Here is a 22,582-nt window from a genome sequence, read left to right on the forward strand (position 1 = left end):
GTCTTCACTTGTCAAAGAACGTGGCGCTCAAAGCGCCGCCCCCGGAACCGGGAGCCTTTCGAAAACTCTGGCCCGCCGTACCAACCGGTCACCCGGTCCGTCCGGCGAGGTGGCTATGTAGTCCTTCCCACCGCCCCCTGTCAACCGCCTAATTCAAAAAGTCATCACATTTACGCTAGAAGCGTACCGACAGGCTGACGGACCCGAAACGGTCGTCTTCCTGCTGATGCTTGAATTCCTTGGTGCGGAGGACGTGGGTGTAGGTAAGCCGGGCCGTCCCCAGCGTCAAGACCATGCCCATCTGCAAATCGCCCACCAAAGGAACCTTGTCGGTCCGGGCGCTGTCCTGCCAGGTATTGCCGTCGAGGAAGATGTTGCGGGCGACCGCCCTGCCCTCGACCCCGGCGAAATAATAGAGGCCGATTCCCTCGCGTCTCTTGAAGAATCCCGAGCCGGGCATGCTGGGCTGGATGCGCGGCGCCCCGTAATCGTTGGAAAGGTTCCAGCCCACCCGCAGCGTCGCGCCGGTATTGGCATAGGTGAAGACATTGCCGAGCGCAGCCCCGAAATGCGGCGTCACATCGAAGCCGAGCCCGCCCAGGATCGTATCGGAGCGATAGGCCTTCCAGCTTCTCTGATAGGTCAGCACGACGCCCGGCTCGTTACGCAATTGCGACCGCCAGCCTTGCGGCTCTCCCGAATCCGTCCAGCGATGGATCAGCTTCTGGGCCTGTTCGGCGAAGGAAGCCGGGCCGACGACTCCGACCTGAAGCTGCAGCTGATCGAGATAATGCTCGCCGTCGGCGATCAGGGCGACCGCACCGTAGAGCCATCCCGCATAGGGACGGTCCTCGGCGGAAGGAACATCGCTTTCGAGGTCGCTGGGCGTATACATGTTCTGGCCAAGCGCGTAGCTCTTGCGGATTTCCCCTGTGCTGGAAAAGAAGGGCAGCCACTGGGCCATCCGCACCGGCCAGCCTTCCGTCTGCGGTGAGGACGTCCAGCGGAACTGCAGACCATTGGTGTAGCCCCGGTCATTTTCATAGAAAAAATCGTTCTCAAGGATGAAACTGAAGGTGCCCTTTTCCGGCTCGGCGGCCGAGGCGGATGAAAAGGCGAAACAAACAGGAATGAGACAACTGACCAGGGCCAAAAGCCCTTTGCAAGGCGCATGTGCCATTTGGACGTCCTTGGGAGTCGATGAACACGACCTGGCGCGGGAGATTTTCAGGAAGAGGTGAATCCTTTTCCTTTATTTAATCCGGCCTTGCCCGAAACAAGGGGATCTGTCTCCTTTTGAAGGGATGCATTACCAAAGTCTTGGCTCGCCCGTCGGGAGATCTATGAAATCCGCACGTCATCATTCCCTGGAAACCGTCCTGCACCGGCTTTTTCCCCGCATTGCCGAACAGGATGCCAGGGCCATCGCCGACCAGGCTGCGTCCTCGAAAGGATTGCGCCATGCCAGCCCCGAGGCCGCCGCCTGGCTCTCGGCCCTGTCCTATATCCGCCATAACTTCACCGATTACGACGACCTGCTGGCGGAAGGATATGACGTGGACTCCGCGCGCCATTTCGTGGCCGAGCAGATGAACCTCGTCCTGGCGGAATGGGGAAGCCGGCGGCGGGTCGGCGGCGAGGAGTGAGGAAAGATCCCGGCAGGACAAGACAAACCCAAAAGCATCACAAGCTTCTGAAAGAGTTCGTCTTTCCCCAATGGCGCATTGCTGGCAGAGAGGTCTTTGTCTAGGCTGCAGTCATCCACATCGAGGAGAGGGCATTTCCATGCGCGTCCCGAAGACCATCTTCAAAACCCGTGTCCGCAACGAGGCCCTGGGCGGTCCCAATCCTTTCGAATGGAAGGATGTCAGCACCGAGGACCTGTTCAAGGGCAAGAATGTCGTTCTCTTCGCTCTGCCCGGTGCCTTCACCCCCACCTGCTCGTCCACCCACCTGCCCCGCTATGAAGAGCTTTACGACGAGTTCAAGGCGCTGGGCGTGGACGAGGTCATCTGCCTGTCCGTCAACGATGCCTTCGTGATGTTCCAATGGGCCAAGTCCCAAGGCATCAGCAAGGTCAGGATGCTGCCGGACGGCAATGCCGAATTCACCCGCAAGATGGGCATGCTGGTGGACAAGTCCAATCTGGGCTTCGGCATGCGCAGCTGGCGCTATTCCATGTATGTGGAGGATGGCGAGATCCGGAAGCTGTTCGTCGAGCCCGATTTCGACGACAACTGCCCGACCGATCCCTTCGAAGTCTCCGATGCGGATACCATGATCGGCTGGCTGCGGCAGATGAAGAGCCTGTAAGACCGCTCCGTCAGACGCGGCGCCCGTCCCGGCCTTCGCCCAATGTCAGGGACAGGCGCCACAGGCTCACCGCCGAGGCCAGAAACAAGAGCAGCATCTGCGTCCTGAGCGCCCGCCCGGTTTCCGCGCGATGGCTCATGATGGACATTTCCGCCACCCAATCCCGGGGGCGGAAGGCGAAATCGGTCAGCCACATCGATCCCACCACGACCAGCCAGAGCAAGGCCAGCCAGGGCATCTCCATATGCCGGGGCAAAGGCGGGCCGGGCTGGTCGAAGACCGCCGCCGTGCATGCCAGCAAACCGGCGATGGCCAGCAGGACCAGGGCCGGCGACCATGTCAGCCCCTTGACCAGGATGAACAGCGCCCCGCCCGCCAGCAGGACCAAGGCGACCGCCCAGCTGGCACGCTTGCGCTGCCCCAGCCCCTGGATGAGCAGAAGCAGAAGGATCGCGCAGATTCCCGCCGCCAGATGCGCGGCCTCGACCAGGGACAGCGGCAGATAGGCTTCCAGCCGGTTGAGGCTGACCCGCGCGCTGGGCGTCGCCAGGGACAGCACCAGGGTCAGGACCGCCCCCAGGACCAGCACTGAAGCCAGCGGCGGCGCCATCGCCTCGGCCACTTTCCGCAAGGAATGAACGGCATTGGCCCTGGCCTTCGCCTCCCGCACTTCATAGGCCGCCAGCAGGAAGGGCGCGGCAAGCAGCGGCAGCAGGTTGTATCCGGCGCGGAAGACCAGCAGGCTGGCCAGCAGTGCCCCCGGCGAGGCTTCGGGCACCAGCAGGATCACCACCGTCTCGAAGACCCCCAGCCCGCCCGGCACATGGCTGACGGCCCCCGCGACATTGGCGATAACATAGATGCCGACGAAGGTCGGAAAGGCGATCTCGGCGCCTGCGGGCAGCAGGATGTAGAGCGCGGCCGAGGCGAGGACCAGATCGACGACCGCCATGGACAATTGTGCCAGCCCCAATTTGGGCCCCGGTACCGGAATGCGCCATTTCCAGATCTGCAAGGGGCGCTCGGCCAGCCATCCCCAGATGAAATAGCCGCCCACCAGCCCCAACCCCAGCAGCCCCAGCAGGGTGACCAGGAACGGGGGGAAGCCGAGGACGCGCGCCAGGAAGACCGGCTCGGTCAGCATCGCCTGACTGGAAAGAGCAAGGGCGCCGAGGGAAAAGGTCAGACCGGCGAAGGCGATGAGCCCGCCGACATCGAGCAGCGTGAGACCCGCTCCGGAATAGATGCGGTAGCGGATGGAGCCGCCGGTCAGGGCGGCAAAGCCGGTATTGTGCGAGATCGCATGAGCCAGGAAGGAGCCGAAGAGAATGCGCCGCCAGCTGAGCGGCCGCTTCATGTAGCGGCTTCCCAGCCAGTCGAAACCGGCCAGGGCCACATAGCTGGCGAGGCTCAGCAGCACCGATGCCAGGATCAGCGTCAAGGGCATGGAGCGGATCACCCCCAGGATATCGGCCGCCCGATATTCCTGCAGGGAACGGCTGAGCGCCCAAAGCGCCAGGGCAAAGATGCCGACGCTCAGGGTGGCCGCCAGCCGGGTCGCCACCTTCTTGCGGTTCATTGAAATGTGCACCCGGTGCAATTTTGTAAGCCGCATTCCAAAGAAAAAGGGGCTCCCGAAGGAGCCCTTTTGACTATTCCGCAGCAGCGGGATGCGCCGGAAGCGCCTCCGCCCCCTTCTCCTCCCTCACCAGAAGGCTATAGGCCACCGGCACCACGAAGAGGGTGAAGAGGGTCCCCAGCGTCATGCCGCCGACGATGACCCAGCCGATCTGCTGGCGGCTTTCGGCCCCCGCGCCCGAGGCAAGGGCCAGCGGCACCGCCCCCAGGACCATGGCGCCGGTGGTCATCAGCACCGGACGCAGGCGCAGCACCGAGGATTCGATCACCGCCTCGATCCGCGCCCTGCCCTTTTCCTGGAGCTGGTTGGCGAACTCGACGATCAGGATACCATGCTTGGTGATCAGGCCGATCAGCGTCACCAGGCCGATCTGGCTGTAGACGTTGAGTGTCCCGCCGGTCAGATAGAGCGCCAGCAAGGCCCCGGCCATGGAGAGCGGCACGGTCAGCATGATGATGAAGGGACTGATGAAGCTTTCGAACTGCGCCGCCAGCACCAGATAGATGAAGAACAGCGCCAGGGCGAAGGTCACCATCATCCCCGCCGAGGAGGTCTTGTATTCGCGCGACGGGCCGTCCCAATCCACCTGCGCGCCGAGCGGCAGCATGCGGGCCGCCGTCTCCTCCAGATAGGCCACCGCCTCGCCCAGCGAATAGCCGGGCGCCAGATTGGCGGTGATGGTGACCGCGCGCATCTGGTTGAAGTGGTTCAGCTCGCGCGGGGCCACGGTCTCCTCGACCCGCAGCAGGTTGGAAAGCTGGACCATGCGGCCGTCCGCCCCGCGCACATAGATGGCGGTGACGTCGTCGGGATTGCTGCGGTCCACGCCCTCGACCTGGACGATGGCGTCATATTGCTCGCCGTCGCGCTTGAAGCGGGTGACCTTGCGCCCGCCCAACATGGTTTCCAGGGTACGGCCCACCATCTCGACCGAACTGCCGATATCGGCCACCTTCTCGCGGTCCATGCGGACGCGGATCTGCGGCTTGTTAAGCTTCAGGTCGGTGTCCACGTTGACCAGGCCGGGATTCCTGGCGATCTCGGCGGTCAGTTCGTCGATCACCTTCTGCAATTCGGAATATTCGGCGCTGGACTGCACCACCATCTGCACCGGCTTGCTGTTCGGCCGCTGGCCCAGCGAGGGCGGATTGACGGCGAAGGCCATCAGGCCGGGCACGCCCATCAGCTGGGGCATCAATCCCGCCGCCACATCCTGCTGGCGCACCTCGCGGTTTTCCCAATCTTCCAGACGCACGAAGGACAGCATCTGGTTGACCACCGGCACGCCCGAAATCACGAAATAGCTCGAGAGCGCCGGGGTGCGGGAATAGATCTCCTCGATCTGGCGAGCATATTGGTCGGTATAGCCGATGGTCGCGCCCTCGGGGCCGATACCGATGCCGATGATGGTGCCCCGGTCCTCGGTCGGAGAGAGTTCCGACTTCAGGCTGTTGAACAGCAGGACGGAAGAACCCGCGATCATCAGTCCCGCCAGCACCACCACCCAGCGGTGATGTAGCGAGGCGACAAGCAGGCGGCGATAGCCGTTGGTCAGCCCCACCAGGAAGGCTTCGATCAGGTTGTAGATACGGGAATGCTTGCGCTCGTGACGCAACAGGCGCGAGCACATCATCGGCGACAGGGTCAGGGCGACGAAGCCCGAAACCATCACCGCCGCCGCCAGGGTGATGGCGAATTCGGTGAAGAGCTTGCCGGTGCGGCCTTCCATGAAGCCGATGGGCACATAGACCGCCGCCAGGGTCAGCGTCATCGCCACCACGGCGAAGGCGATTTCCTTCGAGCCCCGGATCGCCGCCTGCATGGGCGGCATCCCTTCCTCGATATGGCGGTAGATGTTTTCCAGCACGACGATGGCGTCGTCGACCACCAGGCCGATAGCCAGCACCATGGACAGCAGCGTCAGCGTATTGATGCTGAAGCCCAGGAAATACATCAGCGCGAAGGCCCCGATCAGCGAGACCGGAATGGTCACCAGCGGGATCAGCGTGGCGCGCAGGTTGCGCAGGAAGAAGAAGATCACCAGCACCACCAGGACCACGGCCTCGGCGATGGTGGTGTAGACCGACTGGATCGAGCGCTCGATGAAGATCGAGGAATCATAGCCGATCTCGACGCTCATGCCTTCCGGCAGGCTTTCGCCGATCTCAGGCAGCAAGGCGCGCACCCCGGCGGACACGTCCAGCGGATTGGCGACCGATTGCTTGATCACGCCCAGCGCCACCGCGCTGCGGCCGTTCAGGCGCACGATGCGGCGTTCGTCCTCGGTGCCCAGTTCCACCCGGCCGAGGTCCTTGATGCGGACGAAATAGCCGTTGCGGTCGGCGACGATGACATTGCCGAATTCCTCGGGCGTGCGCAGGTCGGTTTCGCTCAGCACCGTGAATTCGCGCTGCTGGCTTTCGATGCGGCCCGCCGGCACCTCGATATTCTGCAGGCGCAAGGCGGTTTCCACATCCTGTGGCGTCAGGTTGTAGGCCGCCAGGCGGGCCCGGTCGAGCCAGATGCGCATGGCGAAGCGGCGGTCGCCGAAAAGGCGCACATCGGCTGCGCCATCAATGGTTTGCAGCCGGTTCTTCACATAGCGGTCGGCATATTCCGTGACTTCCGCCGGGGTGTGGCGGTCGCTGGAGAAGGCCAGATAGATGATGGGCTGGGCGTCGGCCTCGACCTTGGCGATGACCGGTTCGTCTACGTCGTCGGGCAATTGGCCGCGCACGCGGCTGACGCGGTCGCGCACATCGTTGGCGGCGGCATCGGCATCGCGGTTGAGCTTGAAGCGCACCGTGATCTGGCTGGTCTCGGCACGGCTGATCGAGGTGATGACGTCGATCCCTTCGATCCCCGCGATCGAATCCTCCAGCGGCTTGCTGACCTGGGTCTCGATGATCTCCGCCGAGGCGCCGGGATACTTGGTCTCGACGGTGACCGCCGGTTCGTCGATATTGGGATATTCGCGCACCGGCAGCCGGTCATAAGCGATCAGACCGACCAGCAGCACCAGGATGCTCATCACCGTCGCGAAGACGGGACGCTGGATGCAGATTTCAGGGAGCCTCATGTCAGACTCCCGGCGTGGCGCCGACCACCGCCACGGGGGCGTCGGGGCGCAGCTTCATCTGACCGGCCGTGACGACCACATCGCCCGGCGCCAGCCCCTCCAACACCTGGACCATGCCGTTGCCGCGCCGTCCCAGCGTGACCGGCACCATCTGCGCCCTGCCCTCGACCACGCGGATGACCATCGAGGCATTGCCCTGCGGCACGACGGCCTGCTCGGGGACGGAAATGGCGTCCAGCACCTCGTCCACCGCCAGGGTCAGGCGGACGAACAGGCCGGGGCGCAGGGCGTGATCCTCATTGGGCAGGACCGCCCGCACCACCACATTGCGTCCGGCTTGGTCGATCTGCGGATCGATGGCATAGATGCTGCCCGAGAATTCCCGGCCGGGATAGGCGTCGCCGGTGACCGTCAGCGGCTGTCCCACCGCCAGCGCGCCCAGATGCACTTCCGGGATGCGGAATTCCACCTTGATGGGATCGATGTTTTCCAGGTTCACCACATCCTGGCCCGGTGCCACATAGGCCCCGACGCTGACCTTGCGCAGGCCGACGATGCCGTCGAAGGGCGCATGGATGCGGGTCTTTTCCAGCTGTGCCCGGGCCAGTTCCAGCTGCGCCTGATCCACCCGCAGGGTCGCTTCCGCCTCGTCGCGGGACCGGCTGGCGGCGGCGCCGCGCTCGTGCAATTGCTGGGTGCGGTCGCGGTTGCTGCGCGCCAAGGCGAGATTTGCCTCGGCCTGCGCGACCGCCGCCTGGTCGATCGTGTCGTCCAGGCGGAGCAGAAGCTGGCCCTGGCGGACCCTTTCGCCCTCCTGGAACAGGATTTCCGACACCCGGCCTGCGATTTCCGGCCTGATGATCACGGATTCGTTGGAGATCACCGTCCCGACCGCGGTCAGTTCACGGGCCATGCGCCCGACGGTCACGACTGCGGCTTCGACCGGCACCGCCGGCGGCGCTCCTCCGAGCGCGGCAGGACCGGCGGCCTGCGCCGGTGGTGTATTGGGCAGGAAGCCGCCCATTTGCCAATACCAACCCGCAGCTCCCGCCACCGCGATCGCGGCGACCGCCAACAATGCCTTGCGCATTTCCGTTTCCCTAAGAAACCATAGGCTTTACTCAATAACTAAACTGGACGGTTCAGTCAAACCTCCTTCTGCTGCGGCTGAAGCTCTTTTCCTTTCTTCCTTGTCTCTACCTCGACGCGCAGATCCGTACTATGATGAAAGCAAATGGATCGCGCGAGGAAAGCCCGTCGATGATACATCTGGCCAATGTGCTGATCGCCACCGCAGATACGGCCTTGGCCGAGGATCTTTCCGCCAAGCTGCGCCGCAACTTCTACCACGGGCAAATAGCCGGGACCGGAGCGCAGGCGCTGGCCGAAGCGCGCGAGCACCATCCCGATATCGTGCTGATCGGCCCGCTGCTGGAAGACATGGAGCCGGCGGAGTTGCTGTCCCGCTTGGCATCCGATCCGCAGACCGAGGACATTCCCACTTTCCTGATGGTGCCGGACGAAAAAGCCGGAGCGGTCGCGCAACGCGCCCTGGCGGCCGGAGCGGACGACCTGCTGCGCCTGCCCGGCGAGGAAGCGGAGCTTCTGGCCCGCCTGTATCCGCTGCTCCGTCTGGCTACCATGCATGGAGAACTGCGCCTGCGCGCCGAGCTCGCCGAACGCTTCGGCGTTAGCGCCGGGCGGCGCGTCGACGGCCAGGACAAGGGTGGCAAGGCACGCCTGCTGCTGGTCGGCGAGGGGGTCGGCGATCTCGCTTTCCCCGAAGGCTATGCCGAGATCACCACCACGGCCAATCTGTATGAAGCCGAGGATCTGGTGGCGCGGCAGAATTTCGATGCCGCCCTGCTGGTCGCGGGCGGGCGGACCGAGGCTCATCTCGATCTCTGCTCCCAGATCCGCCACAATCCCCGACTGTTCAACCTGCCGGTCCTGCTGATCCTGGACGGCCCCGCGAAAGCGGATGTCGCCGAAGCCTATCGGCGCGGCGCCACGCGGGTCATGCCCCGCCCGCTGGACATGGCCCTGCTCCATGGCGCGATCGAGATGCTGGTGCGCCGCCAGCGCCTGCGCTGGCGCATCCGCGAAGCACTGATGCAAACCCTGACGCCACACAGCAGCGACGCCCAGACCGGGGTCTACAGCCGCGCCTTCCTGGAAAGCTATCTTGCCGCCAGGCTGGAAAAAGCGAAGACCCAGAACCGGCCGCTCTCCGTTCTGTACTTCTACATTCCCAATGTGGACGGGGTCCGCACGCAATTCGGCGAGGACGCCGCCGGTCATCTGCTGCAGCAACTGGCGCAATGGATTTCCAGCCTGCTGCGCGCCGAGGATCTGACCGCCCATTACCAGGGCAACGAATTCTGCGTCGTCCTGCCCGATACCCCGCGCGAGGAGGCCGAAGTGGTGATGCACCGCATTGCCGGCATCCTCGCCTATACCGATTTCGCCGTGCGCGATGTCTTCCAGCCGGTCAAGGTCTGGGTCCAGGCGGGTTGCGCCGATCTACGCGCCGAAGACGACCCGGCCGCGCTGATCGGGCGGGCGCGGCTCAACCTAGACTGAGCAGGATATTTCGTGAAATCAACGGGATCTGGCGACAACACCCTCGCCTCAACCGGGACGGGTCTGCTAGAATAGCCTCATTGTGAGACTGGACATCATTTTCGACACGGTCTGCCCCTGGTGCTATATCGGCAAGCGGCGCTTCGAGCGGGCTTTGGCCGAACGCCCAGCCTTGCGCCCGGATATCCGCTGGCGGCCCTTCCTGCTCAATCCCGACCTGCCGCCCCAGGGGGTGGACCGCCAAGCCTATATGGAACGGAAGTTCGGCGGCGCGCCGCGCCTGCAGCGCATTCAGGAAGCCATCGAGGCCGCCGGTCGGGCGGCGGGTATTTCCTTCCGCCTGGACCTGGTCCGCCGCGTCCCCAACAGCCTTCACTCGCACCGCCTGATCGCCCTCGCCGCGCAGATCGGGCGCGAGGCCGAAATGGTCGAGACGCTCTTCTCCGCCTATTTCACGCAGGGGCTGGATATCGGCGACCACGAGATCCTGGCCGATCTGGGCGAGAGCATCGGGCTGGATCGCCGGACCGTGCTGATCCTGCTGGCCTCCGATATCGGCGTGCAGCCGGTCCGCAACGAGAATGCGCGCGCCCAGCGCCTTGGCGTCAACGGCGTCCCCTGCTTCATCGTCGAGGAAACCTATGCCATCGCCGGCGCGCAGGAATACGACATCCTGCTGCGCCTGCTCGACCTGGGGCGGATGGACGGGGCGCTGCTGGGTCAGCCGGACGTCGCCAGCTTGACCAGCGTGCCCATCAAGGCCTGAACCCCCTTCACCCGTTCCTTGGCATCCTCCCAATTACGCTTGTAGACCAGCTTGTGGTCCGGGCGCAGCTTCACCGTGCCGACCTGCTGGGCGATGAACTGCACCAGACCGGCGGGATTGGCGAAGCTGTTGTTGCGGAAGGTGACCACCGCCCCCTTCGGCCCGGCGTCGATCTTCTCGACCCCGGCGAGGCGGCATTTCGCCTTGATCGCAACGATCTCCAGCAGGTTCTCGACCTCGGGCGGCAGCTTGCCGAAACGGTCGATCAGCTCGACGGCCAATTGCTCGATCTCGGCCTGATCGGCCAAGCCGGCGATGCGGCGATACAGTGCGAGACGGACGCTGAGATCGGTGACATAGCTTTCGGGGATCAGGACCGGCGTACCGACGGTGATCTGCGGCGACCAGTCGCCCCCCGGCCCCTCCTCGCCGATACCGCCGCGCGCCGCCGCCACCGCCTCTTCCAGCAGATGCTGATAAAGCTCGATGCCGACTTCCTTGATATGGCCCGATTGCTCGTCGCCCAGCAGGTTGCCCGCGCCGCGGATATCCAGATCGTGGCTGGCCAGGGTGAAGCCCGCCCCCAGGCTGTCGAGGGTCTGCATCACCTGCAAACGCTTCTCGGCGGTCTTGGACAGCACCCGGTCGGGCGGCAGGGTCAGATAGGCATAGCCGCGCAGCTTGCCGCGCCCGACACGGCCGCGCAGCTGATAGAGCTGGCCCAGCCCGAACATGTCGGCGCGATGGATGATCATGGTGTTGACGCTGGGCATGTCGATGCCCGACTCGATGATGTTGGTCGCCAGCAGGACGTCGTATTTGCCCTCGCTGAAGGCCGTCATGGTCTCTTCCAGCTCGCTCGCCGCCATGCGGCCATGGGCCATCACGAACTTGACCTCCGGAACCAGCTTGCGCAGGCGGTCGGCCACCTTGTCCATGTCGGCAAGACGTGGGCAGACATAGAAGACCTGCCCGCCGCGATAACGCTCGCGCAGGATCGCCTCGCGGATGATCACCCCGTCGAAGGGCAGCACGAAGGTCCGCACGGCCAGACGGTCCACCGGCGGAGTGGCGATGATGCTCATCTCGCGCACGCCGGTCAGGGCCAGTTGCAGGGTGCGCGGAATCGGCGTGGCGGTCAGCGTCAGCACATGCACGTCGGCCTTCATCTGCTTCAGGCGCTCCTTATGCGCCACGCCGAAATGCTGTTCCTCGTCGATGATCAGCAGGCCGAGATTGGGGATGTTCACGTTCTTCGACACCACCGCATGGGTGCCGACGATGATATCCACCTTGCCTTCCGCCAGTTCCTTCTTGATCTGCGTGGCGCGCTTGGGCGTCACCAGGCGCGACAATTGCTCGACCCGGATCGGCAGGCCGGCGAAACGCTCGGCAAAGATCTTGTAATGCTGGCGGGCCAGCAGCGTGGTCGGCACAACCACCGCCACCTGCATGCCGCTCATGGCGGCGACGAAAGCGGCGCGCAGGGCCACCTCGGTCTTGCCGAAGCCGACATCGCCGCAGATCAGCCGGTCCATCGGCTTGCCCGAGGACATGTCGGCCAAGGTGTCGTGAATGGCGCGCGTCTGGTCGTCGGTCTCGGCGTAGGGGAAGCGGGCGCAGAACTCGTCCCACAGCCCTTCCGGCGGCGTCATGCTTTCGGCGCGGCGCAGTTCGCGCTGGGCGGCGATGGCGATCAACTGGTCGGCCATGTCGCGAATGCGCTGCTTCAGCTTGGCCTTGCGCGACTGCCAGGCGACGCCGCCCAACTTGTCGAGCTGCACGCCCGCCTCTTCCGAGCCGTAGCGCGACAGAACCTCGATATTCTCGACCGGCACGAACAGCTTGTCGCCGCCTTCATAGATCACCCGCAGGCAATCATGAGGCGCGCCCGCCACTTCCAGCGCCACCAGACCGTCATAGCGGCCGATGCCGTGATCGACATGGACCACCAGGTCGCCTTCGCTCAGCGCCGAGGCTTCCTGGATGAACTTCTCGGCCCGGCGCTTCTTGCGCGGCGGACGGGCCAGGCGGTCGCCCAGGATGTCCTGTTCGGTGATCAGGCTGAGATCCGGCCCCTGGAAACCGCTTTCGATCCCCACCGCCACCAGGGCCGTATGGCCGGGCGGCAAGGCCTGCACTTCCTGCCAGAAATCCACCACATGCAGGTTCGGCACCCCATGGTCGCGCATCAGCCCGCCCAAGCGGTCGCGCGAGCCGACGGAATAGGCGGCCACGACCACCCGCCGCCCGGCCTTGCCCTCGGCAATGATATGCTGGCGCAGGGCGTCGTAGACGTTCACGTCGGGCTGGGCGCGAGCATCGGCGAAATCGCGGCCCGGCCGTCCCCCGGCATCGACGGTCGCCGCCGCGCCTTCGGTCGCGGCGAAGGGCGAGAAGGCACCGACGGGATAGAAGGACAGGTGACGGTCCCATTCCTCGCGGTCCAGATAGAGCCGGGGCGGCGGAATGGGATGATAGACGCTGCCGGCTTCCTGGACGCCCGCCCCGGCTAGGCTGCGGCGCGCCTCGAAATATTCGAAGACCTGCTCCTCGCGGGCGGCGCGGGCTTCCTCGACCTGGTAATCCAGCGTCACCACCGCTTCGGGCAGATAGGCGAACAACGTGTCCATGCCGTCATGGAACAGCGGCAGCCATTGCTCGATACCGGGATATTTGTGGCCCGCCGAGACCGCTTCGTAAAGCGGGTCCTGGGTCCCGACAGCACCGAACATCTCGCGATAGGCGCTGCGGAAGCGGGCGATAGAGGCATCGTCCAGCATCACCTCGCTCATCGGCTTGAGTTCGATGCGCTTGTGCCTTGTGGTCGAAACCTGGGTCATGGGATCGAAAGAGCGGATGCCCTCGATCTCGTCGCCGAACAGATCGAGCCGGATCGGCTCTTCCGTGCCCGGCGGGAACAGATCGACGATGCCGCCGCGCACGGCATATTCGCCCGGCTCCATCACCGTGTCGGAACGGGTGTAGCCATTGCGTGAAAGGAATTGCAGCAGATCATCCAGGGCCACGCGCCCGCCCACTTCGGCCACGAAGACCGCATCGGCGAAGACATGGCGCGGCGGCACGCGCTGGGTCACGGCGGCCACGGTAGTCAGGACGATCCGGCTCTTGCCGGAATCGGCCACCAGCCGGGTCAGCGTGTCGATGCGCTGGGCGACGATGTCCACATGGGGCGAGACACGGTCATAGGGCACGCAATCCCAGGCCGGGAACAGCAGCACCTCGACATCGGGCGCGACGAAGGTCAGGGCTTCGGCCAGCCGGGCGACACGCGCATCGTCGCGGGCCACATGAAGCAGGGCCACGCCCCGCTCCGCCGTGATACCCGCCAGGATCAGCGCATCGAAGCCTTCGGGGGCTCCGGCGATGACATGCCGGCCAGGGGCCGACAGGATTTCCGCGATCTGCTTCAAAACTTATCGGTCACCGGCTTGTGGGCGATCAGCATCTGCATGACGTCGTGGTTCAGATCGGCCGGCGGCGGACGCTTGCCCGTCACCCAGTCGAACAGATCGGCATCATTCTCTTTCAGCAAAGCCTCGAAACGGTCCAACTGCTCGGGCGTGAAATCCGCCAGATAGCGGTCGGCGAAGCTGCCGAAGATGATGTCGTTCTCGGTCGAGCCCATGTGATGGGCGCGAAACATGAGGCGTTTGAGCTGTGCGGTCATTCTTACGCGTTGCGTGTTCGTTCAGGAGCCCTAGGATATAGAGCCTTCCACGCGCCCTGTCAGCTTTGCAAATCGCCGAATTCGTCATCATGCGTCCTCAATCGCTTTTTCCTCTCTTCTGTCCCGTCGACAGCCTGCCCGGGATCGGCCCGCGTTTGGCCAAGCTGTTCGAGAAACTGACCGGGCCGCATGTGGCGGACCTGTTGTGGCACCTGCCGTCCGGCCTGGTGGACCGCAGCTTCCGTCCCACCGTGGCCGAGGCCCCCAGCGGGCGCATCGCCACCTTGGTGGTGACCGTGGAAAGCCACGAACCCTCGACCGCACCCCGGCGCCCCTACCGCATCCGCTGCCGCGACCATACCGGCTTCCTGACCCTGGTCTTCTTCCATGCAAGGCAGGACTGGCTGGAACGGGCCTTTCCGGTGGGAGAGGTGCGGGTCGTCAGCGGCACGGTCGAGCATTTCAACGGCGAAGCCCAGATGACCCATCCCGACCGCCACGGCACGCTGGAGGAATTGGAGGGAATCGAAGGCATCGAAGCGGTCTATCCGCTGACCGCCGGGCTGACGCCCAAGGTCGTGGCGCGGGCGGTGAGCCGGGCGCTCGAACGGGCGCCGGACCTGCCGGAATGGATCGAGCCCTCAGTCTTCCGCCAGCGCCGCTGGCCGTCCTGGAAGGAAGCGCTGACCATCGTCCACAGCCCGGAAAGCGAGGCCGATCTTCACCTCGACCGCCCGGCCCGCCAGCGCCTGGCCTATGACGAGATGCTGGCCAACCAACTGGCCCTGTCGCTGGTGCGGGCCAGCATGCGCAAGCTGAAGGGCCGCTCGGTGGCCGGGGACGGCTCCTTGCGCGCCAGGATCATGCCCAGCCTGCCCTTCGCCCTGACCGGGGCGCAGGAACGCTCGCTCAAGGAAATCACCGCCGACATGGCCGAACCGGCCCGCATGCTGCGGCTGTTGCAGGGCGATGTCGGCAGCGGCAAGACCATCGTCGCCCTGCTGGCCATGCTGAATGCCGTCGAGACCGGCGCCCAGGCTGCGATCATGGCGCCGACGGAAATCCTCGCCCGCCAGCATTTCGCCAGCATCGAGCCCCTGCTGGCCTCGATCGGCATCCGGGCCGGGCTGTTGACCGGGCGCGACAAGGGCAAATCGCGCAAGGCGGTGCTGGAAGACCTCGCCGCCGGGGAGATCAAGATCATCGTCGGCACCCATGCCCTGTTCCAGGAGGACGTGGTCTTCCAGGACCTGGCGCTGGCGGTGATCGACGAGCAGCACCGCTTCGGCGTGCATCAGCGCCTGGAACTGGCGGCCAAGGGGCGGGCCGTGGACGTGCTGGTGATGACGGCCACGCCGATCCCGCGCACCCTGACCCTGACCGCCTATGGCGACATGGACGTCTCGCGCCTGGACGAGAAGCCGCCGGGGCGCCAGCCGGTTGATACCCGTGTTCTGCCCCTGGCCCGCATGGAAGACGTGGTGATGGGCGTCGAGCGCGCCATGCGAGGCGGCGCCAAGGTCTACTGGATCTGCCCGCTGGTGGCCGAATCCGAAACCTCGGACCTGGCGGCGGCCGAGGAGCGCCATCTGCATCTGTCGCAGATCTTCGGCGAGCGCGTGGGGCTGGTCCACGGCAAGATGAAGGCCGCCCAGAAGGACGCGGTGATGGAGGGCTTTGCCGAAGGCAATATCGACCTGCTGGTCTCGACCACCGTGGTCGAGGTCGGGGTTAACGTGCCGGAGGCGACCGTCATGGTCATCGAACATGCCGAACGTTTCGGCCTCGCCCAGCTTCACCAGCTGCGCGGCCGCGTCGGGCGCGGCAGCGGTGCCTCGACCTGCCTGCTGCTCTATGGTTCGCCCTTGTCGGAAACCGCGCGCGCAAGGCTGGAGATCATGCGCCAGACCGAAGACGGCTTCCGCATCGCCGAGGAAGACCTGCGCCTGCGCGGGGCGGGCGAGTTGCTGGGCACGCGCCAGAGCGGCCTGCCGGAATTCCGCGTCGCCGACCTGACCGCCCATGCCGACCTGTTGCCGGTCGCCCGCGACGATGCCCGCCTGATCCTGGAAACCGATCCCGAACTGCAAAGCAAGCGCGGCGAAGCCCTGCGCACCCTGCTCTATCTCTTCGAGCGGGACGCACAGGTCAGGACGCTGCGTTCGGGATAAAAAACGCCCTTCGAGGCGGCCCTGCGGGGCTCCTCAGGTCGAGGCCTCCCTTACGACGCCTCGCGCCGGGCCAGGGCTTCCTCTTCCTCGCCCGCGGGGCCGGTCATGAAGACCGGTTTTTCCTGCTCTTCGGCGGGGCGGCGGTCGGGCGGTGTGATGATGCCGCCGGACATGATCATCTTGATGCCTTCCTCGACCGTCATCTCCAGCACATGCACGTCGCGCTTGGGCAGGAACAGCAGATAGCCAGAGGTCGGGTTGGGCGTGGTCGGCAGGAAGACGTTCAGCACCGTGTCCTCGGTGACGTTCTGCACCTCGCCCACCGTTTCGCCGGTGATGAAGGCCAGACACCAGCAGCCCCGGCGCGGATATTCGATCAGCACCACATTGCGGAAGGCGGTGGATTGCTGGGCCAGCACCGTCTCGAAGATCTGCTTGATGGCGCTGTAGATGCTGCGGATCACCGGCATCCGCTCAAGGATGCTCTCGCTGACCTTGACCAGGGTACGGCCGACGAAACCGGCGGTCATGAAGCCGATCAGCGTCAGCCCCACCGCGACGATCACCAGGCCGATCCCCGGCACACCGCCAAGTTCCTGCAGATTGTAGCGCGCGGGCAGCAGCGGCGTGACCTGGCTGTCGACGAAGTCGATGAACAGCCATGCCAGGTAGAAGGTGATCGAGATCGGCGCGGTGATCAGCACGCCGGCGAAGAAATAGGCCCGCAACCGCCCCATGAAGGTCATCGCCGGTTTCGGATGGGGCGCATCCCCGCTTCCGCTGTCAGGCGTTGGTGTTTCGGAAGAAGGAGGACGTGTCATCTTGGATGAACCACCTGCACGATATCAGCCGAGAAGATGATGCGAGACGCGTCGCGCCGCAACATGATTCAGTGGAATTTCTCCGTCAAAATTCGCCCTGCCCATTGTCGTGGCCCTATGACCTCCCCAAGCCGGTCCTGCGTCCCAATATGGGACAAAGGAAGATAGACCAGAGGTTTCGCAGGATGATGCAGACCACGCCCCGATTGCTGTCGCTCGCGACTGCCGTGCCGCCTTACGAGGTGGGGCGTGAAGATGCGATCCGCCTCGCCCACCGGGTCTTCGGGGGACGTTCCTCACATTTGGAACATCTGATGCCGGTTTTCACCAATTCCGGCATAGAAAAACGCTATTCCTGCGTGCCGCCGCCCTGGTACGAGCGCGCCCATAGCTGGTCGGAACGCAATCGCCTGTTCATCGCCAATGCCCTGACGCTGATGGAGCGGGCGACGCTGGACTGCCTGAAGCAGGCCGGGCTGGGAGTCGAGAATATCGACGCCATCGTCGCCGTCTCCACCTCGGGCATCGTTACCCCCAGCCTCGATGCACAGCTTCTCAACCGCATCGGCCTCCGCCCGGACGTGCAGCGCCTGCCCGTCTTCGGGCTGGGCTGCGCCGGCGGCGCGCTGGGGCTGGGCCGCGCCGCCGCCCTGGCGAAGGCGCAGCCGACAGCCAACGTCCTGCTGGTCGTGGTGGAATGCTGCGGCCTGACCTTCCGCGCCTCCGATTGTTCAAACAGCAACATCATCGCCACCGCCCTGTTCGGCGATGGTGCCGCCGCCGCCCTCCTCTCCTGCACGGGCGAAGGCCCCGCCGTCACCGCCTGGGGCGAGCATACTTGGCCCGACAGCCTGGACGTCATGGGCTGGCGGGTCGAGGATGACGGGCTGGGCGTGGTCTTCTCGGCCAGCATTCCCGCCCTCGTCCGCCGCGATTTCCGCCATGCCCTGGACGCGTTCCTGGCCCGCCACGACCTGTCCCTGCCCGACATCCGGAGCTTCCTTCTCCATCCCGGCGGGCCGAAAGTCTTGGCGGCCCTGGAGGATGCGCTGGAATTGCGGAACGGCACGCTGGACCACGAACGCATCATCCTGCGCGATTACGGCAACATGTCCGCGGCAACCGTCCTGTTCGTCCTGCACCGGGGGCTGAAGGAAATGGTGCCGGGCCGCTCGCTGGTGGCGGCCATGGGGCCGGGCTTCACCGCCGGTTTCGTCGTCCTGGAGGCATCATGAGCCTGCTCTATGTCATCCTCGCCCTGGTCGTCGTCCAGCGTCTGGGCGAATTGGTCCTGGCAAGGCGTAACACCAACCGCCTGCTGTCGCGCGGCGGCCAGGAATTCGGCGCCGGGCACTACCCTCTCTTCGTGCTGCTGCACAGCCTGTGGCTGCTGTCCATGGCCCTGCTGATCCCGCCCCAGGCTCCGGCCAATCCCTTCCTGCTGGTGCTGTTCGCCCTGCTGATGGCGGCGCGCCTCTGGGTCATCTCCTCGCTGGGCCCCTATTGGACCACCCGCATCATCACGGTGCATAACGAGCCCCTGGTCCGGCGCGGCCCCTACCGCCTGATGCGCCATCCCAATTACGCGGTGGTGGTGGGCGAGATCGCGGTCTTGCCCCTGGCCTTCGGGGCATGGCAGATTGCCCTGGTCTTTTCGCTGCTGAACGGGGCCCTGCTGGCCTGGCGCATCCATGTGGAGAACCAGGTCCTGGCGGTGCGCCGCAACCATGTCAGGATTTGAGTGTCTTCCAGCCGTCTTTATCCCAGCGCCCCCATCCCCGGCGTCGGCGCCGTCGTCTGGCGCGGCGGGCAAGTCCTGCTGGTGCGCCGCGCCAATCCGCCCCGCCAGGGCAGCTGGACCCTGCCCGGCGGAGCGCAGGACCTGGGCGAAACGGTCTTCGAGGCGGCGCGCCGCGAAGTCCTGGAAGAAACCGGCGTGGAGTGCGAGGTCACCGATTTGGCCGCCGTCGTCGACATCATCGACCGCGACGAGGACGGCCAGGTGCGCTACCACTACACCATCATCGATGTCACCGCCGAATGGCGCGGCGGCGAGGCCGTGGCCGGCGACGATGCCAGCGACGTGGCCTGGGCCAGCCCCGAGGAATTCGACGCCTATGGCCTGGACGACAAGACACGCCGCGTCATCGCCCTGGCAAGCGTCAAGCGCCGCACCATTTAGCTACTGGCGGAGCGTCGCGCCTTCGCCCTATCATTCCCTTTCCCCCGATGACCGAGGTTGAGCCTTGTCCGTCCAGATCGCTGCCCGCACCCTGGCCACCTATCCCATGCTGGAAAAGCTGGTGGCTTTCGACACCACGAGCTGGAAGTCCAATCTCGAACTGATCGCCTTCGTCCAGGACTATCTGGAGGGGCTGGGATTCCAGACGCAACTCACCTATGACGACGACCGGCGCAAGGCCAACATGCTGGCGAGCATCGGCCCGCTGGATCGTCCGGGCGTGATCCTCTCGGGGCATACGGATGTGGTTCCTGTGGACGGTCAAGCCTGGGACAGCGATCCCTTCCAGGTGACCGAGCGCGACGGGCTGCTGTTCGGACGCGGCACCAGCGACATGAAGACCTTCCTGGCCGCCAGCCTCGCCCTGGCACCCGAATTCATCCAGCGCGGCCTGGAACGTCCGCTCTATCTGGCCCTGTCCTATGACGAGGAAGTGGGCTGCATCGGGGTACGCCGCCTGATCGCCGAACTGCCCGCCTTGCCCGCCAAGCCCTTCCTGTGCATCGTCGGCGAACCCACCGAGATGCGGATCATCATCGGCCACAAGGGCAAGAAGAGCATGCGCTGCCGCGTCCATGGCCTGGAATGCCATTCGGCCCTGGCGAACCAGGGCGTGAACGCAGTCGAGGCCGCCGCCGAGCTGGTGGCCTATATGAAGACCATGCAGCGCCGCCTGCGCGACCACGGGCCGCACGACCACGAATACGATCCGCCCTATACCACCATTCATACCGGCGTGATCCAGGGCGGCACGGCCCTGAATATCGTGCCGCGCGAATGCCTGATCGAATTCGAGATCCGCAACCTGCCCGACGACGACCCGGAGGCGCTTTTCGCGGAAATCCGCGATTACGCCCTGACCCGCCTGGAGCCGGAAATGAAGGCCGTCCACCCGGAAGCGGGCTTCACCTTCGAGGAAGTCAACTTCACTCCCGGCCTGCACATGGCGGCCGAGGACGAGGCCACCGCCTTCGTCGCCGCCCTGACCGGCGCCAACAACACGTCGGGCCGCGTCAGCTTCGGTACCGAGGCCGGTTTGTTCCAGGATGCCGGCATTCCCACCATCATCTGCGGCCCCGGCAGCATCGAACAAGCGCATAAACCCAACGAATTCATCGCCATCGAGCAGATCGCCCAATGCGAGAGCTTCCTGCGCCGCCTGATGGACCGCATTTGCCGTCCCGCCTCCGCTTGACGCCTTCCCCGGCGCCTTTTCTCCACAATGCAGGATAGATGACGTACAGACGTTTTTCCGGTAGAGTTCCAAAGGAGGGGGAATTCGTTCAAGGGGAAGACGCCGTGGAATATTCTCTGCACGAAAACGGGCAGGTGATGGAAGTCGCCATCAGCGGGCGGCTCACCTTTGCCGATCATGGCTCCTTCCGGGAAGTGGTGTCCCGGCTTTCCTCCTGTAGCGGAGGGGAGATGGTGCTGGATCTGTCGCGGGTCGAATTCATCGATTCCGCCGGGCTGGGCATGCTGCTGCTGGCCCGCGAAGGTGCCGAGAATGACCGCGTCAAGCTGACCTTGCGCGGTGCCCAGGGCCAGGTCAAGCGCATGCTCGACGTGGCCCGCTTCGACAGCCTATTCATCCTCGAGGACTAGCCCCCTTGGCCTCCCACGACCGCTCTGCGGCAAACTGGGACGAGGGATTAAGCCTGTCGGTGAACAGCCCCACCGCCTATGAAAGCGATCTCGCCCGCCAGCTTTGCCAGGCCGTCGCCACGCGCATCACGCTGGATGACGGCAAGCGCATGGTGATGGAAACCGCCCTGCATGAAGCCATCGCCAATGCGGTGCAGCACGGCAATCTGGAGGTCGGGAGCCTGTTGCGCCAGAATTTCGAAGATTATTTCGCCTATTGCGCCCAACTGGAATCCCGTCTGGCCGATCCCCGCTACGCCAATCGTCGCGTGCATGTCCAGGCAGGATGGAGCGACAGCCATGTGACGTTCCGGGTCCGGGACGAAGGGCCGGGCTTTAATCCCAAGGCCGTTCCGCCCCACAGGCCGGACCGCAAATCCGGACGCGGCCTCACTCTCATCCTCGAGATTGCCGACAGGGTGGAGTTTTCCGAGAACGGACGCTGCATCACCATGGTTTTCCGGAGATGACCTCACCCTTTCCGGAGCTTTCCTTCAGCCATGCCCGCGTGCTGGTGGTCGAGGATAGCGAGGTCAACCGCCGCCTGCTCGAAGCCCTGCTGCGCTCGGCCGGGGTCGGCCACATCCTCTGTGCCGCCGATGGCCGCGAAGGGCTGAAATTGGCTGCCATCTTCCTGCCGGACCTGATCGTGCTGGATCTGATGATGCCGCATATGGACGGCTTCGAGATGTGCCGCCGCCTGCGTGCGGACCCGGCTTTCGCCGAAGTACCGGTCCTGATCCAGACGGCGCTCGATTCCGCCGACAAGCGCGGCGACATCTTCGCAATCGGCGCCACCGATCTGGTGACCAAGCCCCTGCATGCCCGTGAATTGGTGGCGCGGGTCAGGCTGCACCTGCACAACCGTTTCCTGATCCGTCGCCTGCGCGAGGACCAGGCGCGTCTGGAACAGGAACTGGCCTTGGCGCGGCAAATGCAGCAAGACCTCCTGCCCAGTCCGGCCCGTATCGCGGCATTGCAGGACGAGACCGGCGTGGTGATCGAAAGCCTGTTCGAGACCTCGTCCGAACTCGGCGGCGACCTCTGGGGCATGGAACGCCTGCCGCAAGGCCGCATCGCCCTGTTCACGGTGGATTTCTGCGGCCATGGCACCACGGCGGCCCTGAACGTCTTCCGCCTGCACACGCTGATGGCGCAGATCGAGCCCGAAGGCATGGATGCCGCCGGTCATCTGGGGCGCTTGAACAGCGCCCTGGCCGGGCTGCTGCCGGTGGGACAATATGCGACCATGCTCTATGCCATCCTCGACCCGGCCGAGGACAGGCTGGTCTATGCCGCCGCTGCCGCCCCCTCGCCCATCCTGGGCGGTCCGGAAGGCTGGCAGCCTCTCGACGGCAGCGGCCTGCCGCTGGGCGTCCTCAAGTCGGCGGCCTGGGAGAACCGCAGCCATTCCTTTCCCCAGGGGTCGGCGCTTTTCCTCTACAGCGACGCCCTGACCGAAAGCCCGATGGGCGAAAGCGGCGCCATGCTGGGCGAGGAGCGCATCCTCACGCTCCTGCCCGCGACGGGCGGCGAGGCCCGGCTGGACAGCATCCTCGGCCCCGTTCTCTCCAGCATCCACCGTCCCCTGCCCGACGACCTGACGGCCGTCCTGCTGTGCCGCCCCTGATCC

General features: G+C 65.1%; 19 protein-coding genes. 12 read left to right on the top strand and 7 right to left on the bottom strand.

Annotated features, from left to right (window positions below; translation table 11 throughout):
• Positions 1-175 precede the first annotated feature (175 nt).
• Entirely contained in the window at positions 176-1,180 is a 1,005-nt protein-coding gene (locus EPD66_RS18470; RefSeq protein ID WP_142849996.1) for a lipid A deacylase LpxR family protein, read from the bottom strand.
• A gap of 163 nt (positions 1,181-1,343) precedes the next feature.
• On the opposite strand from EPD66_RS18470, the gene EPD66_RS18475 reads away from it, so the two are divergent.
• Both EPD66_RS18475 and EPD66_RS18480 read left to right on the top strand, forming a co-directional pair.
• Positions 1,344-1,646 carry a DUF2293 domain-containing protein gene (locus EPD66_RS18475; protein ID WP_142849997.1) on the top strand — a complete coding sequence of 101 codons (303 nt, stop codon included), beginning with the start codon at positions 1,344-1,346 and terminating at the stop codon, positions 1,644-1,646.
• Between the two features lie 139 nt (positions 1,647-1,785).
• The gene (locus EPD66_RS18480) at positions 1,786-2,313 is read left to right on the top strand and encodes a peroxiredoxin (RefSeq protein ID WP_142849998.1); all 528 of its coding nucleotides are present in this window, start codon (positions 1,786-1,788) and stop codon (positions 2,311-2,313) included.
• Positions 2,314-2,323: 10 nt separating this feature from the next.
• Here EPD66_RS18480 and EPD66_RS18485 read toward each other — a convergent pair whose 3' ends face one another.
• The 3 genes from EPD66_RS18485 to EPD66_RS18495 all read right to left on the bottom strand — a co-directional run bounded on the left by EPD66_RS18485 (position 2,324) and on the right by EPD66_RS18495 (position 8,121).
• Entirely contained in the window at positions 2,324-3,892 is a 1,569-nt protein-coding gene (locus tag EPD66_RS18485; protein WP_142849999.1) for a lysylphosphatidylglycerol synthetase family protein, read from the bottom strand.
• A 73-nt stretch (positions 3,893-3,965) separates the two neighbouring features.
• Positions 3,966-7,031 carry an efflux RND transporter permease subunit gene (locus tag EPD66_RS18490; protein WP_142850000.1) on the bottom strand — a complete coding sequence of 1,022 codons (3,066 nt, stop codon included), beginning with the start codon at positions 7,029-7,031 and terminating at the stop codon, positions 3,966-3,968.
• Between the two features lies 1 nt (position 7,032).
• A complete protein-coding gene (locus EPD66_RS18495) occupies positions 7,033-8,121 on the bottom strand; it encodes an efflux RND transporter periplasmic adaptor subunit (protein ID WP_142850001.1) in 1,089 nt (362 codons plus the stop codon).
• 131 nt (positions 8,122-8,252) lie between these two features.
• On the opposite strand from EPD66_RS18495, the gene EPD66_RS18500 reads away from it, so the two are divergent.
• Positions 8,253-9,614 carry a diguanylate cyclase domain-containing protein gene (locus tag EPD66_RS18500; RefSeq protein ID WP_255448572.1) on the top strand — a complete coding sequence of 454 codons (1,362 nt, stop codon included), beginning with the start codon at positions 8,253-8,255 and terminating at the stop codon, positions 9,612-9,614.
• Positions 9,615-9,696: 82 nt separating this feature from the next.
• Complete coding sequence (locus tag EPD66_RS18505) at positions 9,697-10,380, top strand: DsbA family oxidoreductase (RefSeq protein WP_142850002.1); 684 nt, start codon at positions 9,697-9,699, stop codon at positions 10,378-10,380.
• On the opposite strand, the gene mfd is transcribed toward EPD66_RS18505, so the two are convergent.
• Together mfd and EPD66_RS18515 are read right to left on the bottom strand one after the other, a co-directional pair.
• A complete protein-coding gene (mfd, locus tag EPD66_RS18510) occupies positions 10,335-13,814 on the bottom strand; it encodes a transcription-repair coupling factor (protein WP_185961499.1) in 3,480 nt (1,159 codons plus the stop codon). The two genes, EPD66_RS18505 and mfd, sit on opposite strands and share 46 nt — an antisense overlap.
• Complete coding sequence (locus EPD66_RS18515) at positions 13,811-14,071, bottom strand: succinate dehydrogenase assembly factor 2 (RefSeq protein WP_255448573.1); 261 nt, start codon at positions 14,069-14,071, stop codon at positions 13,811-13,813. Before EPD66_RS18515 ends, mfd begins: the two co-directional genes overlap by 4 nt.
• An 89-nt stretch (positions 14,072-14,160) precedes the next feature.
• Here EPD66_RS18515 and recG point away from each other — a divergent pair, with 89 nt between their 5' ends.
• Positions 14,161-16,242: an ATP-dependent DNA helicase RecG gene (recG, locus tag EPD66_RS18520; protein ID WP_142850003.1), complete on the top strand. Its 2,082-nt coding sequence runs from the start codon at positions 14,161-14,163 to the stop codon at positions 16,240-16,242.
• 50 nt (positions 16,243-16,292) lie between these two features.
• On the opposite strand, the gene EPD66_RS18525 is transcribed toward recG, so the two are convergent.
• Positions 16,293-17,063 carry a DUF502 domain-containing protein gene (locus EPD66_RS18525; protein ID WP_221931027.1) on the bottom strand — a complete coding sequence of 257 codons (771 nt, stop codon included), beginning with the start codon at positions 17,061-17,063 and terminating at the stop codon, positions 16,293-16,295.
• A gap of 185 nt (positions 17,064-17,248) precedes the next feature.
• Here EPD66_RS18525 and EPD66_RS18530 point away from each other — a divergent pair, with 185 nt between their 5' ends.
• The 7 genes from EPD66_RS18530 to EPD66_RS18560 all read left to right on the top strand — a co-directional run bounded on the left by EPD66_RS18530 (position 17,249) and on the right by EPD66_RS18560 (position 22,579).
• Entirely contained in the window at positions 17,249-18,298 is a 1,050-nt protein-coding gene (locus EPD66_RS18530) for a type III polyketide synthase (RefSeq protein ID WP_255448574.1), read from the top strand.
• The gene (locus EPD66_RS18535) at positions 18,295-18,804 is read left to right on the top strand and encodes an isoprenylcysteine carboxyl methyltransferase family protein (protein WP_142850004.1); all 510 of its coding nucleotides are present in this window, start codon (positions 18,295-18,297) and stop codon (positions 18,802-18,804) included. The genes EPD66_RS18530 and EPD66_RS18535 overlap by 4 nt, the downstream gene beginning before the upstream one ends.
• Entirely contained in the window at positions 18,805-19,245 is a 441-nt protein-coding gene (locus EPD66_RS18540; RefSeq protein ID WP_142850005.1) for an NUDIX hydrolase, read from the top strand.
• 64 nt (positions 19,246-19,309) lie between these two features.
• Entirely contained in the window at positions 19,310-20,500 is a 1,191-nt protein-coding gene (gene argE / locus EPD66_RS18545; protein ID WP_255448575.1) for an acetylornithine deacetylase, read from the top strand.
• Between the two features lie 104 nt (positions 20,501-20,604).
• The gene (locus EPD66_RS18550; protein ID WP_255448576.1) at positions 20,605-20,910 is read left to right on the top strand and encodes an STAS domain-containing protein; all 306 of its coding nucleotides are present in this window, start codon (positions 20,605-20,607) and stop codon (positions 20,908-20,910) included.
• 5 nt (positions 20,911-20,915) lie between these two features.
• Positions 20,916-21,419 (top strand): ATP-binding protein, encoded by a 504-nt coding sequence (locus EPD66_RS18555; RefSeq protein WP_185961500.1) that lies wholly within the window; start codon positions 20,916-20,918, stop codon positions 21,417-21,419.
• Positions 21,416-22,579 carry a PP2C family protein-serine/threonine phosphatase gene (locus EPD66_RS18560; RefSeq protein ID WP_142850008.1) on the top strand — a complete coding sequence of 388 codons (1,164 nt, stop codon included), beginning with the start codon at positions 21,416-21,418 and terminating at the stop codon, positions 22,577-22,579. Before EPD66_RS18555 ends, EPD66_RS18560 begins: the two co-directional genes overlap by 4 nt.
• The last annotated feature ends 3 nt before the right edge of the window (positions 22,580-22,582 follow it).

The organism is Telmatospirillum sp. J64-1 (assembly GCF_006980715.1).
GTDB lineage: Bacteria > Pseudomonadota > Alphaproteobacteria > Rhodospirillales > Magnetospirillaceae > Oleiliquidispirillum > Oleiliquidispirillum nitrogeniifigens.